The sequence below is a fragment of the Candidatus Berkiella cookevillensis genome (genome assembly GCF_001431315.2).
Classification (GTDB): Bacteria; Pseudomonadota; Gammaproteobacteria; order Berkiellales; family Berkiellaceae; genus Berkiella_A; species Berkiella_A cookevillensis.
This window is the reverse complement of sequence record NZ_LKHV02000001.1, coordinates 1,980,022-1,994,657: the sequence shown is the minus strand read 5'-3', so window position 1 is coordinate 1,994,657 and position 14,636 is coordinate 1,980,022. Positions and strand designations below refer to the sequence as shown.

General features: G+C 38.4%; 12 protein-coding genes. 7 read left to right on the top strand and 5 right to left on the bottom strand.

Annotation, left to right across the window (positions count from 1 at the left end; translation table 11 throughout):
* Positions 1-193: 193 nt before the first annotated feature.
* The 3 genes from CC99x_RS08550 to CC99x_RS08540 all read right to left on the bottom strand — a co-directional run bounded on the left by CC99x_RS08550 (position 194) and on the right by CC99x_RS08540 (position 3,493).
* On the bottom strand, positions 194-1,150 hold the full coding sequence (locus CC99x_RS08550; RefSeq protein ID WP_057623992.1) for a hypothetical protein: 957 nt from the start codon (positions 1,148-1,150) through the stop codon (positions 194-196).
* A gap of 99 nt (positions 1,151-1,249) precedes the next feature.
* Complete coding sequence (locus tag CC99x_RS08545; protein ID WP_057623991.1) at positions 1,250-2,164, bottom strand: dihydrodipicolinate synthase family protein; 915 nt, start codon at positions 2,162-2,164, stop codon at positions 1,250-1,252.
* Positions 2,165-2,188: 24 nt separating this feature from the next.
* Positions 2,189-3,493 (bottom strand): hypothetical protein, encoded by a 1,305-nt coding sequence (locus CC99x_RS08540; RefSeq protein WP_057623990.1) that lies wholly within the window; start codon positions 3,491-3,493, stop codon positions 2,189-2,191.
* Between the two features lie 244 nt (positions 3,494-3,737).
* On the opposite strand from CC99x_RS08540, the gene CC99x_RS08535 reads away from it, so the two are divergent.
* The 5 genes from CC99x_RS08535 to hutH are packed head-to-tail and all read left to right on the top strand — an operon-like array spanning position 3,738 to position 10,114.
* Positions 3,738-4,631: a tetratricopeptide repeat protein gene (locus tag CC99x_RS08535; RefSeq protein ID WP_083477299.1), complete on the top strand. Its 894-nt coding sequence runs from the start codon at positions 3,738-3,740 to the stop codon at positions 4,629-4,631.
* 38 nt (positions 4,632-4,669) lie between these two features.
* Positions 4,670-5,650, top strand: coding sequence for a formimidoylglutamase (hutG, locus tag CC99x_RS08530; RefSeq protein ID WP_057623988.1), 981 nt, complete (start codon positions 4,670-4,672; stop codon positions 5,648-5,650).
* A 3-nt stretch (positions 5,651-5,653) separates the two neighbouring features.
* Complete coding sequence (gene hutI, locus CC99x_RS08525) at positions 5,654-6,883, top strand: imidazolonepropionase (protein ID WP_057623987.1); 1,230 nt, start codon at positions 5,654-5,656, stop codon at positions 6,881-6,883.
* Positions 6,873-8,543 carry a urocanate hydratase gene (gene hutU / locus CC99x_RS08520; RefSeq protein ID WP_057624040.1) on the top strand — a complete coding sequence of 557 codons (1,671 nt, stop codon included), beginning with the start codon at positions 6,873-6,875 and terminating at the stop codon, positions 8,541-8,543. Before hutI ends, hutU begins: the two co-directional genes overlap by 11 nt.
* Before the next feature lie 32 nt (positions 8,544-8,575).
* Positions 8,576-10,114 carry a histidine ammonia-lyase gene (gene hutH, locus CC99x_RS08515; RefSeq protein ID WP_077065353.1) on the top strand — a complete coding sequence of 513 codons (1,539 nt, stop codon included), beginning with the start codon at positions 8,576-8,578 and terminating at the stop codon, positions 10,112-10,114.
* A 26-nt stretch (positions 10,115-10,140) separates the two neighbouring features.
* Here the strand turns inward: hutH and CC99x_RS08510 are convergent, their stop codons facing one another.
* Positions 10,141-10,341 (bottom strand): hypothetical protein, encoded by a 201-nt coding sequence (locus CC99x_RS08510; RefSeq protein WP_057623986.1) that lies wholly within the window; start codon positions 10,339-10,341, stop codon positions 10,141-10,143.
* A gap of 426 nt (positions 10,342-10,767) precedes the next feature.
* Positions 10,768-11,028, bottom strand: coding sequence for a hypothetical protein (locus CC99x_RS08505; protein WP_141651877.1), 261 nt, complete (start codon positions 11,026-11,028; stop codon positions 10,768-10,770).
* Between the two features lie 273 nt (positions 11,029-11,301).
* Between CC99x_RS08505 and CC99x_RS08500 the strand changes: the two genes are divergently transcribed.
* Complete coding sequence (locus CC99x_RS08500) at positions 11,302-13,383, top strand: sodium-translocating pyrophosphatase (RefSeq protein WP_057623984.1); 2,082 nt, start codon at positions 11,302-11,304, stop codon at positions 13,381-13,383.
* 212 nt (positions 13,384-13,595) lie between these two features.
* Complete coding sequence (locus tag CC99x_RS08495; RefSeq protein WP_057623983.1) at positions 13,596-14,495, top strand: hypothetical protein; 900 nt, start codon at positions 13,596-13,598, stop codon at positions 14,493-14,495.
* Positions 14,496-14,636: the final 141 nt, after the last annotated feature.

The window sequence follows — 14,636 nt, the reverse complement described above, 5'->3', positions numbered from 1 at the left end:
GATGGCTATTTTTATCATATATTTTTTAAAAAACAAAGACAGTTCTAATATTTTTAAATTTCTTGGCGATAGCAAAGAATCTTAGATGTGTGTCTTGTGAAGAATAGGTTATTTGTCTGGTTTTATATTGGTTTGTGTAGGAGAGCAATCTATTCTTTTGTTACATCGAATAGATTGCTTTTGATGCTTACCTTTAGAAATTTGGACGCATGCCTTGCGTATTTTCTTTAGGTTGTTCGTCTTTAGGTTGTTGATAGCTTAAAAATCTTTCTTTTAGGCTTTCAATATTTTGGGGCGCTGATTTTTTCATGAAGACAAGTATAGGCACTACCTCTTCGATATCTGATACTGGTGACGTAACTGCACTTTGTTGTGCAGAAGCATTTTTGAGCTTTAAGATTTCTTCTTGTGCAGCGGCTAATTGCATTTCCAAGTTTTTAATACGATCTTCGTTTTGTTTTTCTTGTTCTTTTGCATTTAATGTCAAGATTTCGTTGTTGGCTTGAAGCATTCGCATTTGAAGCATTTGCTGATTAATGGTTTCTCGATGGGTTTCATTTTCCTCGGTTAATTGGCGTTTTTCATGAGATAATTTGTTATTGAGTGAAGAGACATGTTTTATCCCCTGAAAAAGATTTTTGTTTTCTTCCTGAAGCGTTGTGTTTTTATTTTTTTCTTCTTGCAAAGATGCGTATAAAGATTGTTTATCTGATATTAATATTTGGTTTTGTTGATGATACAGCCTTTGGCTATATTCTGAGTGACCTAAACGTGCCTTTAAATCAGCGTTTATTTGTTTAGTTTGTTCGAAGTCCGTCAAAAGACTTAAGAGTATATTTGCTGTTTCCAGTGTGCTCTGTATTTCACCAATGCTCGGCAAGCTGAAAGGCAGCATAGTATTCTGGCTCATTGGCGGTGTTGAGTGCTGTTGCTGATGGGGCGTTGATGCTCTTATTGCGTGAGTATGTTCTTGAGAATAAATTGGGTGTGCAACGCCAATATGTCTTGATGTTGTGTTGCTGGGAATCATTGGTTCAGTTTGCAGGTATGGGGTTTCTACTCTAAATGAGTCAATCATGTGCCTTGGTGGCATCTGGTTAGACGTTGTTTGTTGAAGCCTTGTATCTATTAATTTAAATGAATTAAGCATGATATACCTAAGTTTATAGTTAGAAGATAGACATGCATTATAATCAGCGTTGATGTAAGTATTCAACCCATGTATTTGTAAGCTTTTGGCCATTTTTTATTATATAAATGACTCAAATTTGCGCAGCGCGACTTTTAAACTTTGTTGTTCTTCTTCGCTTAAAGCCTGCTGTGGTAGTCTCGGAGGGCCACAATCTATGCCTTTTAGTTTTAGAATTTCCTTTTCGAGCATAATATCAGAGCCAAAAGCATCGCCTAAGGCCATAATTTGATGATGTGTTAATTGCAAAGATCTTGCTGCTTCAATGTGATTGGCATTAAACTCAGAGATGAGTTTAGACATGAGTTTAGCCAAGATATTATAAGTGCTACCCATAAATCCTTCGCCACCACACGCCAAAGCAGCGATGAGCTGTTTATCATTGCCTGCTAAGATATTATATTTTTTATCCTGATAATGAATACATTGCATATAGTCGTACATATTGGTATCAGAAAATTTTGCACCAACAACATTATGAATTTTTTGTCTTTCAATTTCTTGTAAAATAGCAAGCAATGAAAAGGAAAAATTTGTTTTTTGTGGATAGTGATAATAATAACAAGGCATATTAGGCACAGAATCAGCAATCTGTTTTACAATGGCAACAAGTGGAGGAATAGTCGTTGCTTTAAAATAAGTAGGAGGCATAATCAATATGCCATCAAGCTTTAAGCTTTGAGCCAACAGCGCTAATTCAATAGCCGTATGAACGCTTTGATCGCTCACATTGAAATAAATCTTGAATGAAGGTTTTTTTAAAATTGACCAGCTTTGAATTAAGTTTTGTCTTTCTATTTGAGTTAGCTTGAAATTTTCGCCTGTTGTGCCCGCCACTAATACCTGATGAATACCTTGCTGGATTAAATAGTCTGCTTGTGCTTCAACCATTGAGAGATTGAGTACCTTAGCATCCTTGCTAAATGGCGTATGCACTGCTGCAACCAGCCCTTTTATACGTTGATGTGAAAGCATTACAGTATTGCTCTAATGGAATAATCAATAGCCTAGTATAGATCTGAGCTGTGTTGATTGATAGAGGGGTTTTTGCTGAACAGGCTGTAAGAACGGGCTTTGCAATGCCATAGGTTGGTAGGCTCTCAAAAATGTATTGGGTTGATGCATTTGTTGCGCAAGCACTTGTTTTTGGTGTGATTGATGTAACGCATATTCAAGCTCTGGTTTATTGGGATAATTTTGATTTTGTTGCCATCCAGGTAGTGCAAAAAACAAATGGTGATTGCTGTGGCTAAATTGGAGTAAAGATTTTTCATACTCAGTACTGTTGTGCCAAAAAATTTCTTGCATAGTATAGGTTTTACCAAAACCATTTACTTTAAAGTTGTGATGCAAGAGGAAGCCTAGCAATCTTTTTGCATAAGCACCATGCAGTGTAGATTCGTATTTCGCTTCTCTCATCAAATGAATCATGAGTGCATCTAGCATATTGGCTACGATTTGATGATGTTGCGGATTGTTGGGATCCATGGTTCGAGCATATTGCGTAAATTGGGATATTAATGTTCTAAGCGATGTAGAAGCAATAGGCAAGTTACCATCTTGCATGCAGTGTTCTTCTCGGCTTTCTATGAGCGTAATATAAGCTTCTAGCGCATAAGAGAAGAGGCGGAAATCAAGTACAATATGAGTAAAGCGATGTTGCAATTCCCATTGATATTGTTGTTGGCGCAGTTGATATTCTTGTTCTTTCTTTTGCCTTTCCTGCTCTTTTGCAATCTTTTTATTTTCTTTTTCTGTTAAAATTTGTTGCCAGTATTGTTTTACAGTGTCCATGTTTGGATATTTTTGCTGTGCTCGCCATTCGGATGAGAGAAAATCATATTTTTTATTAGGTACTGTGTGCCATCTATAATGAGAGCCAGTTTTAAAGTAATCTGCTTCATAGGAAGGTAATTTGCGATAGACAAGGTCTTCGATGCTTATCAATGTAGTCTCATTGAGCCGTATGTAAAAGTTGTTATGTAACAAAAATCCTAGTAAATATTCTGCATGTGCTTTTTCTGAAGTAGGAGACCAATAGTTTCCTCGTGCAGAATTTACTAAGCGGCCGACAAATTTATCAAATTCTTGGTTTGAGTCATAATAAGTGCTCATTTTCTTTGAGTGCAAAGATAAATCCAATCTTCTGAAATGAGTAGAAACGATTTCTGGTAGTTGGATGTAGCTTATTTCTCCATCACCTGAACGCCAATAGTGATAAAGGTATTTACCTTGTACAAGTGATTTGATGATATTCACAAATTGTGAAGGTGAAATTTCATTGTGCAGATTATTGCTTGGCATTTGTTTCCCCCAATTTTTTGTTTTATTTAGGAAGGCGACTATATTGAGGTGATATACTCATGTCAATTATTTTCCGATGAATGAGATTGGAAAATAGTTAATTGGAATATGTATTTAACTAAATAATAATGTGTGTTTTCTTGTGGATGTCCCAATTATTTAGCAATTATTTAGTGGGTTGTGGATACTAGCTATTTAATAGAGAATGTTTAAGTTAAAACGGTGACGTTGAGGGAATATAAGAATGAAATATAGGAAGGGATTCATTGTATCCGCATTACTTATAATTATGTTAGTTAATAATCATATCCTATGTGCAAAACAAATCACTCAGTTACCATTGTCGAATGATTCCATCAGTGCAAATATCAAGCTTGCAAGTCAAGGTAATCCAAAAGCAGAATTTGATTTAGCCGAATACTATTTATCCAAAACAGATACACAAAGCCGAGCGGCAGCCATTAAATGGTTAAGCCTATCTGCTGAACAAAACTATGTTCAAGCGCAGCTACAAATTGCGCAACTCTATATGAGAAGCAAAGTTGTAAAACCCGATATTAAAAAAGCAGCATACTGGTATTTAAGAGCGGCAGAATTAGGCTCAACACAAGCACAAATAGCCATTGCTGATTTATATTATCAAGGAAAAGGGGTTAAGGCAGATATCAATCAAGCATTATATTGGTATGAGCAGGCCAGTAATAAAAAAGATATTGAGGCAGATTTCAAATTAGGTGCACTTTATAGTAAAAATAAGTGGGGAAAGCAAGATTTCCATAAAGCATATCAACATTTTAAAGCCGCAGCCGACAATCAACATTTAGAAGCACAGTTACGAATAGCCTATTTATATGAAAAAGGTTTGGGTATAGAACAAAGCGATCGACAAGCTTTTAAATGGTATGAAAAAGCTGCACAAAGAAACCATCCACGTGCTCAATATAAAGTTGGTTTGGCCTATATGCATGGAGTAGGGGTTGCAAAAGATATTCCACATGCCATTGCATGGTTAGAAGTTGCTGCATCTCAAGGCTCGCGTTTGAGTGGTATATACCAGAAGAAATTAAAGCATCTTGTTTCAGAAGCCGAATTAGTAAAGGCCAGAGAAGATGTTATGAGTTTCATTCATCATGTGTAGTCATCATATATTTTATTAGCTGTTGATAAGGATAAGCATTGAACGTTGATCCGTATTTTCAAAGAGTAGAAGCATTGAATTGGCAAGGCCGTATTGAAACAGAAGCTTCACAACGAATATATCAAAAAATAACGATACTGAATGAATCTGTTTCACAGGTAGAAGATTTGAATCATGCGCTATGTATATTAGGATTTTGTACCGATATTGGTGTGACGCGTAATCAAGGTAGACCTGGTGCTAAAGATGCACCCAATGCTATTCGTAAAATATTAGGTAATATGCCCTATCATCCCCTTAAATCTGATTCTAAAATTCAAATTTTCGATATAGGAAATATCATTTGTCTAGAGGATGATTTGGAAAAAGCTCAGCGTCGCGTTGCAGAAGAAATAAAATCTATTCATGAAAAAAATGGCTTTAGTTTTATGTTAGGAGGTGGGCATGAAATTGCTTGGGCACACTACCAAGGGTTGCAAGACATCAATCGTGATGAGGATTTTGCGATTGTTAATTTTGATGCACATTTCGATATGAGACCTCAAATAAATAATGAGGCCAATTCAGGTACTGCATTTTTACAAATTGCAAGAGAACGTCAACAACAGAATTTGCCGTTTCATTATTATTGTATTGGTATACGTCAACAGGCGAATACGGCCTCGTTGTATGAGACAGCAGATGTATGGAATGTAAATTATTTACATTGCGATGATATTTATGAGCAACCTAAAAAATTAGGATTGTACATTGATGCCATTCTTGCCAAACATAGAAAAATATATTTGACTGTCTGTATGGATGTATTTTCTGCAAGTGTTGCTCCAGGTGTGAGTGCAAGTTTTCCTCATGGGTTGATGCCTTGGCATGTACTGCCTGCACTTGATAAATTGGCACATAGCCAACAAGTTGTTGCCTTTGATATTGCAGAATATGCGCCAAATTTAGATCAGGATCATATCACCGCCAAACTTGCTGCATTAATTGCTGCCAATTTTATTAATATTTACAGTAGATAATATATGCCAAATGCCTCATTCAAGATATGGTCAAATGCCAAAATATTTCTGATGACAGAGGATGCGCAGCATCAGTTCATTGAAAGCGGTGCTATCGTTACTCACAATAAAAGCATTGTGTGGGTGGGAGAAGTGCAAGATCTGCCAGCACAATATATTGATAATCATTCTGCATATTATGATGTAGAAGGCAGGGTGGTAACACCTGGGCTTATTGATTGTCATACCCATGTTGTTTATGGTGGAAATCGCGCAAATGAATTTGCCTTGAAACTACAAGGTGTTTCTTATGAGGAAATTTTATTAAAAGGCGGTGGAATACACGCAACCGTAAATGCAACGCGTGCTCTTTCTGAGGCTGAACTGATGCAACAATCACTGAAGCGGATCCAACAATTTATAGCGCAGGGTGTTACCAGTTTAGAGATCAAATCTGGGTATGGGCTTGATTATCAAACAGAACGAAAAATGCTACGTGTGGCACGTGAAATTGGTAAATTATTTTCTTTAAATATTTCCACTACTTTCCTAGGCGCACATGTTTTGCCACATGAATATAAAGATAAAAAAGCATATTTAGATTATGTGACAGAAGAAGTACTGCCCAATTTAGTGAAAGAAAATCTTGTAGATGCGGTAGATGCTTTCTGCGATAAAATTGCTTTTGATGCAGAAGAGTTAGAAAATTTATTTTCTAAGGCAAAGGATTTGTCTTTAAATCTTAAACTGCATAGTGATCAGCTCACAAACTCCAAAGGTGCACATTTAGCGGGACGTTTTCAGGCATGGTCAGTGGATCATCTGGAGCACATTGATGAGGTAAGTATTCAAATTTTAGCACACAGCAACACTGTTGCTGTTTTATTGCCTGGTGCTTATTATTATTTGCAAGAAACGCAAAAGCCGCCTGTAGATTTATTACGAAAATATAAGATTCCTATTGCAATTGCAACGGATTGCAATCCTGGTTCTTCTCCTTGTCTTTCATTATTAACTGCTTTAAACATGGCTTGTGTTTTGTTTCGGTTAACGCCTTTTGAAGCATTTAAAGCCGTAACAAAAAATGCAGCCCAAGCTTTAGGATGGTCGGATAAAAAGGGGCAAATTAAAGTTGGCTTTGATGCAGATTTTGTGGTGTGGGATATCAATCATCCAGACGAATTATCTTATTATATAGGTGCAAATCCCTGTGTAAGCGTGATCAATGGTGGAGAAATTATTTATGACAAATAGTAGATATGATAATACTCGTTCTATCAAATCACCCACAGGCGCACAAAAGAGCGCAAAATCTTGGACTACCGAAGCAGCATTAAGAATGCTGATGAACAATTTAGATGCAAATGTTGCTGAAGATCCAGCGCATTTAATTGTTTATGGCGGTATTGGGCGTGCTGCACGTGACTGGGCATCTTTTGATAAAATTATAGAAGTGCTGAAACGATTGGAAGAGGATCAATCCTTATTGATTCAATCAGGAAAACCTGTGGGTGTTTTCACAACACATCCTAATGCGCCCCGTGTATTGATTGCAAACTCAAACTTAGTGCCACATTGGGCAACGTGGGATGTATTTAATGCCTTGGATAAAAAAGGCCTAATGATGTATGGCCAAATGACGGCAGGCTCGTGGATTTATATTGGTAGTCAAGGCATTATTCAGGGTACTTATGAAACATTGATAAGCGCAGCAAGCCAACACTTTGACGGTAACTTAGCTGGTAAATGGGTGCTAACAGCCGGCTTGGGAGGCATGGGAGGCGCACAACCTTTGGCCGCAGTAATGGCAGGTGCGTCTATGCTGGCTGTTGAGGTAGATCCTAGTCGCATACAAAAGCGCTTAGCGCAAAAATATCTGGATACATCGACAAATAATTTAGAAGAAGCATTAGAGATTATTCAATTAAGTCTTGAAAAAAATAAGCCTACTTCTGTCGGTTTGTTGGCTAATGCTGCGGATATCTATCCTAAAATTTTAAATCAGAATTTTAAACCCTCTCTGGTAACCGATCAAACAAGTGCACACGATCCTTTAAATGGTTATGTGCCACTCAATTGGAGTCTTGAGAAATGGCAAACGATGCGACAGTCACATCCAGAAGAGGTGATAGCTGCTGCTAAAGCATCTATGGCTATTCATGTAAAAGCAATGCTAGGCTTTCATGCATTAGGTATTCCTACTTTTGATTATGGTAACAATATTCGCCAAATGGCATTGGACGCAGGTGTTTTGAATGCCTTTGATTTTCCAGGTTTTGTACCTGCTTATATCAGGCCTTTGTTTTGTAAGGGGATTGGTCCTTTTCGTTGGGTGGCTTTATCGGGCGATCCAGAGGACATTTATAAAACAGATGCAAAAGTAAAAGAGCTTTTTCCTGATAAAATTCATCTACATCAATGGTTAAATAAAGCACGCGAGAAAATTAGCTTTCAAGGTTTACCCGCACGTATTTGTTGGTTAGGGTTGGGTGAACGGCTTGTTTGTGGTTTGGCTTTTAATGAGATGGTAAAAAGGGGTGAATTAAAAGCACCCATTGTGATAGGTAGAGATCACTTGGATTCTGGTTCTGTTGCAAGCCCAAATCGAGAAACAGAAAGTATGCAGGATGGTTCGGATGCCGTATCAGATTGGCCGATTTTAAATGCTTTGCTTAACTGTGCAAGTGGTGCAAGCTGGGTAAGCTTGCATCATGGTGGTGGTGTGGGTATGGGGTTTTCTCAACATGCAGGCTTTGTCATCGTTGCAGATGGGACGCAAGATGCCGAAAATCGCATTCGTTGCGTTTTGCACAATGATCCTGCCACGGGGGTGATGCGTCATGCAGATGCGGGTTATAAAGAAGCGATTGATTGCGCACATGAAAACCACCTGGATTTACCTTCCTTACCATAAAAAATAAAGCATTAGAATTAGGATAAATAGATATGGATGTTTTAAAATTTAGCGCTGGAAATATTACTTTATCACACATTAAAAAACTACTGACAACACACTCAAAGATTGACTTAGATATTCGTTGCCAGCCATCTGTACAAGCGGCAAGAGATGTTGTTGATGAGCTGTTGGCACAAGGCAAAATCATGTATGGTATCAATACAGGGTTTGGAAAATTAGCCAATAAGATCATTCCCACCGAACAGCTCATTGATTTACAACATAATTTGCTTCGCTCACATGCTGTAGGCACGGGCCCTGTTTTGAGAGTAGAGATTGCACAATTAATCACGATATTGAAGCTAAATTGTATGGCGCAAGGATTCAGTGGGGTAAGGTGGGATCTCATTGATTATTTTTCTAAATTATACAATTCTGATATTTATCCAATTATTCCTGCAAAAGGCTCTGTAGGCGCTTCTGGTGATTTAGCGCCTTTAGCGCATCTTTCTTTACTTCTCATTGGAGAGGGAGAGGCTCAGTATCAACAAGCAAGAATCACGGGTATACAGGCTTTAGAAATATTAGGATTGCAGCCCTTAAAACTTCAACCCAAAGAAGGTTTAGCACTTATTAATGGCACGCAGGTTTCAACGGCTATTTTATGTTTTGCCTTATTTCAAGCGCAGATTGTATTTGATGCGGCACTCTGTGCTTCTGCACTCAGCAGCATTGCAGTGAATGCGAATCTAAGTCCTATAGATGCGCGTATACAAATACTGAGAAGATTACCAAGCCAAATGCATGTGGCGGAGATTTTACGGTTTTTGACAGAAGATAGCCTACAGCGTACTGTTAAAAAGCGAGTACAAGATCCTTATTCCATTCGTTGTGTTCCACAAGTAATGGGGGCTTGTTTAGGCGTGATGCAACAAATCGCCCAGATTCTTGAATGTGAAATCAATGCTGTAACGGATAATCCTCTGATATTTTCAAAAGAGAAGGAGATTTTATCGGGGGGTAATTTCCATGCAGAACCTATTGCTTTTGCTGCAGATCAACTAGCCTGTGTATTGGCAGAAATTGCCAATTTATCTGAACGTCGCATTAATTTATTGTGTGATGAATCTTTGTCTGGACTGCCCAGTTTTTTAATCAAAGAAAATGGTTTGAACTCTGGATTTATGATGCCACATGTGACAGCGGCAGCCTTAAGCAGTGAAAATAAAATGTATGCGCATCCGATTGGGGTTGATAGTATTCCAACCTCAGGCAATCAAGAAGATCATGTGAGCATGGCAACCAGCGCTGCTTTTCGATTGCTAGAAATGATTGAAAATACCACGGATATTATTAGTATTGAAATGTTAGCGGCGTGTCAAGGTATCGATTTAAGAGAAGCAACAGTGCAGAATTCTGCCTTGCATGAAATTTATACGCGTATTAGACAGCATATTCCTTTTCTTGACAAGGATAGATATTTGTCGCCAGAAATAAGCCAAGTCAAAAATATGATCTTAGCGCAAAAATTTGAGTTGCCTTGTTTTTTGGATTCTAAAGTCAATGTATTTTCTGAGAGAGTAATTTAAAAAAGGCGCTTTTATAGCGCCCTTTTTTAAAACTGGGGTCTGCTGTTGATATTGGGCTTGTAAGCGGGATCTTGGCTGTTTAACAGTGTTTGTGCAGCCATGGCTAATGCGCAAGGTACAACATAAATACGATCTGGAATCGCTTGTTTAGGCTTATCTGCCTTTCTACTCTGCTTATCAAATAATAACGTAGTAGGTGCATCATCAAGTTCAAGTTTGTTTGTCATTTCGTGTACCTGCCATCAAGGGTAAAGGAAGTCTGTTTAATTTTTGGAAATTCTACCAACTTAATTGTGTGTTGTAAACTATTTTTGTATGTGTTCTTACAACTATTGTTCTATGTATATCTTGTACAGTAACGGAAGTGCTGTTAAATCGGAAGTTTAAGGCGATGAGCGGTTGGGGCTTGGCGCTGAAATGGAAGTTTTAGTGTAACTACTCTATTTAAGTGGTTTTATAGTCTTCGCACATGAGTTTTCGGGGGTGTTGTCTTCGCCCTCTCGCAATCCTCATGTACTTTTATGTACATTCCGGTTGCTCGAGGCTTGACGCCTACCCGACAGTGCCCCTTGCGGGTAAAAACCATGTGCTGTGACTATATCTTAAATGCTAAAACCACTGAGTGGATAGGCTTGCTTTTAAAGAGGCTTTGATTAGAAGCCCATTCTTCTCTTTTTATCTTGAGCTTGCTGTGCAGGATCTGCTGCGTCAAGCAGGCCTTGTACGCGTGCAATTTTTTCATTGACGGCAGCCCAAACCTGATCTTTGTTACGCAGTCCTGGCGTAAGACTTTTCCCTAAGGCACTCAATAAAAAAGAATCTTTGCTTGTTGAACGTTCCGCTTCTTTAAAAAGCTCGTCTTGATCATTAAGATTTGATTCTATTGCAGAGCGATACATTGTTAGTATGGCCACAGGATAACTCCGAAAAATTATATGCGGAAGGTAGAGTACTTTTACCGCAAATCATCGCATAGGTCAAAGTTTTACTAAAAATTGTTTAGATATCCTACCTAATTATACAGGACAGCCATAATAGGGATGAGTTAGAAACTGGCTATTTTTTTGTATTGTATTTTTTCTTGCAACGCTATTGGGGTTCTGGCATTTTGTTTGCAACGAAGTGATCTTCGAGACTGTTTGGGATAAAAATAATAAGCAACCTTGATAACAAAAGAGGTTTAAGAAATGGAACTTAATGGATTTATTTTGGGGTGCGCCTGTTTAGCACTTATGTATGGGATATATGCAAGTCGACAGGTTTTTGCATCTGCAACGGGTAACGCTAGGATGGTTGAAATTGCAGCGGCTATTCAAGAAGGCGCAAGCGCATATTTGAATCGACAATATAGAGCAATTGGTGTTGTCGGTATTTTTGTAACAGCCTTTTTAACTTATTTTTTAGGCATATATGTTGGCGTTGGCTTTGTTGTCGGGGCTGTTTTATCAGGTCTGGCTGGATACATTGGCATGAATGTATCTGTGCGAGCAAATGTGCGAACAGCAGAAGCTGCTCGTTCTGGTTTAGCAAATGCTTTAGATGTTGCTTTTAAAGGTGGTGCAATAACGGGCATGCTCGTTGTTGGTTTAGGTCTTTTAGGTGTGACAGGTTATTATTTGTTTTTAAAGCAAGCAGGACTTGAACAAAGACCTATGCTGGAGGCTTTAATTGCGCTCAGTTTTGGTGCTTCATTGATTTCCATTTTTGCTAGATTAGGTGGTGGTATCTTTACGAAAGGTGCTGACGTAGGAGCAGACTTGGTTGGAAAAATTGAAGCAGGTATTCCTGAAGATGATCCTCGTAACCCTGCTGTTATTGCTGATAACGTAGGAGACAATGTCGGAGATTGTGCGGGTATGGCTGCCGATTTGTTTGAAACCTATGTTGTTACGATTGTTGCTACGATGGTTTTATCTGCTATTTTCGCAACAGGTCAACAAACTGAAACTTTAATGATGTATCCGCTTCTAATTGGCGGCGTTTGTATTATTGGTTCTATTTTGGGTACTTTTGCAGTTAAACTTGGTAGTGCGCAAAATATAATGGGCGCTTTATATAAAGGTCTTATTGTTTGTACCCTGATCTCTGGTGCTTTGATTGTCGGAGCAACTTATTACCTCTTGGGTTTTGACAAAGAAATTGTCCTGAGTAAAGGTTCTGTCACAGGTTTGAAGTTATTAATTTGTGCCTTAACTGGGCTTGGCGTCACAGGTTTCATTGTTTGGATCACTGAATATTATACGTCAACACGTTATCGTCCAGTCAAAAGTGTGGCAGCCGCTTCTGAAACAGGTCATGCAACGAATATCATTCAAGGCTTAGCGATTTCGATGGAAGCTTGTGCTTTGCCTGTTATTGTTATTTGTGTCGGTATTTTAATTTCTTTTTTAAATGCGGGATTATTTGGTGTTGCTATTGCTGCAACAGCAATGTTAGCACTGGCTGGGATGGTTGTTGCTTTAGATGCTTATGGCCCTATTACCGATAATGCGGGTGGTATTGCTGAGATGTCTGAACTTCCGGCAGATGTTCGCGTTGTCACAGATGCTTTAGATGCAGTTGGAAATACAACCAAAGCAGTTACAAAAGGTTATGCAATTGGTTCAGCAGGTTTGGCTGCGTTGGTTTTATTTGCGGCTTACACTGAAGATTTGATTTACTATTTCCCCAATTTGAACGTTCAATTTAGCTTAAGCGATCCGTTTGTTGTGGTTGGATTGTTTGTTGGTGGTTTGTTGCCTTATCTGTTTGGCGCAATGGGTATGATGGCCGTTGGGCGTGCAGGTGGTCAAGTTGTGGTAGAAGTGCGTCGACAATTTCGCGATATCAAAGGCATCATGGAGGGGACTGCAAAACCCGAATATGGGCGTGCTGTTGATATGTTAACCAAAAGCGCAATCAAAGAAATGATTCTGCCTTCATTATTGCCTGTATTAGCACCTGTTGTACTTTGGCTCATGATTAATTTTGTTGCTGGTAAAGAAGCAGCTTTCACAACCTTAGGGGCGATGCTGTTGGGTACGATTGTGACAGGATTATTTGTTGCTATTTCCATGACCTCAGGTGGTGGTGCTTGGGATAATGCCAAAAAATACATTGAAGATGGTCATTTTGGTGGAAAAGGTTCAAATGCACATAAAGCGGCTGTAACCGGCGATACCGTTGGCGATCCTTACAAAGATACGGCAGGTCCTGCTGTCAATCCAATGATTAAAATTATCAACATTGTGGCTTTGTTAATGTTGGCAATTATTGCGCACAGTGCCTAATTAAAAAAGAGCGTATTCATATTGAATGCGCTCTTTTTTCCTCTTTTTCTTTTCTCGCTTATCTTATTTTAGAATTTTTTCTTATGGCACAATAATAAGCATTTTCTGCACAATGAGTTGCAAATATGTGCCAAATCTATAATAATTGTCAGCCTCATGTTAGTTGATTTATTAACTGACTAATTTTTTATTTCTTTAAGGTACTGATTCTTATGGCAAGTTATGGCCCAAGCAAAAAATTTCTCATTGTTGCGGATTTAGATTATACGCATTTTAATAGCAATAAAGCTGAAGCAACATGGATGGGTTCCGAAGGATTTTGGCTAGATCTCTATAAGCGTATCTTTCATGGTGCACAATCACAAGGGATTGAGATGTTGTTTGCTGTGGTAACAAATAAACCTAATTTTGATGATATTTGCGAAGTTGCAGCTATTGCATTTGCGCCATTTTTACAAGCAAACACTTCTTCAGGTCCATTCATGTATCCAACGACAGGGGATAAAGGCTATTGTTTAACAAGAGTGGCTGGTAACCTTCAATATGAATGCTTGGAAGCTAATGAGCAAGTAGAGGTTTTGAACAAAGCTTTGGTACCGCATTTTATTATTGAGGCACTGGCCCCTAAATCAAAACACATTATAGATTTAGCGACGCGTTATAACATTGCGTTAGAAAATTGCCTTATGTTGGATGATACGCCAGAAGTGCTAGAAGATGTAAGCAGTAAAGGCATTTCAAGAGTTGGTTTTGAGTGCTTTAATCCTGGGATACTTCAAGATATGGCGATGTTAGATGATCCAAACTATCTTCGTTCACGTTTAAATCACAAACGCGAAGAAATTTTTAAGAAAGTCCAAGGTATTATTGAGAGAATTACTCGTCAACATGAAGAATCTTTAAAGATGGCAACGCCTATCCCAGTACCTAGTTACACACCATTATTAAGCTCATTCGTAGCATCTAGCTCTGTCACCTCCGCACTTGACTGCTCTCAAACAAGTTGTGACACTGATGGTGTTTTACCGATAAACTATGAACGTGATCCTGAAGGTTGTTTGCATAGTTGGGATGCGCGTGAGCGTTTATTTGGCAGAGCCTTTAAAAATTGATTGATATGACACCAATCTTCTTTTTTACTACTTTTAAACCTTTCGTTTAAGTACTTTATAGCCATGGAATGGCTAATCTATTTTTCATTTTGAGCCTTCGTTGCAGGTCTTTTTGTGCTACTCATTTGCATCTGTGTAAAC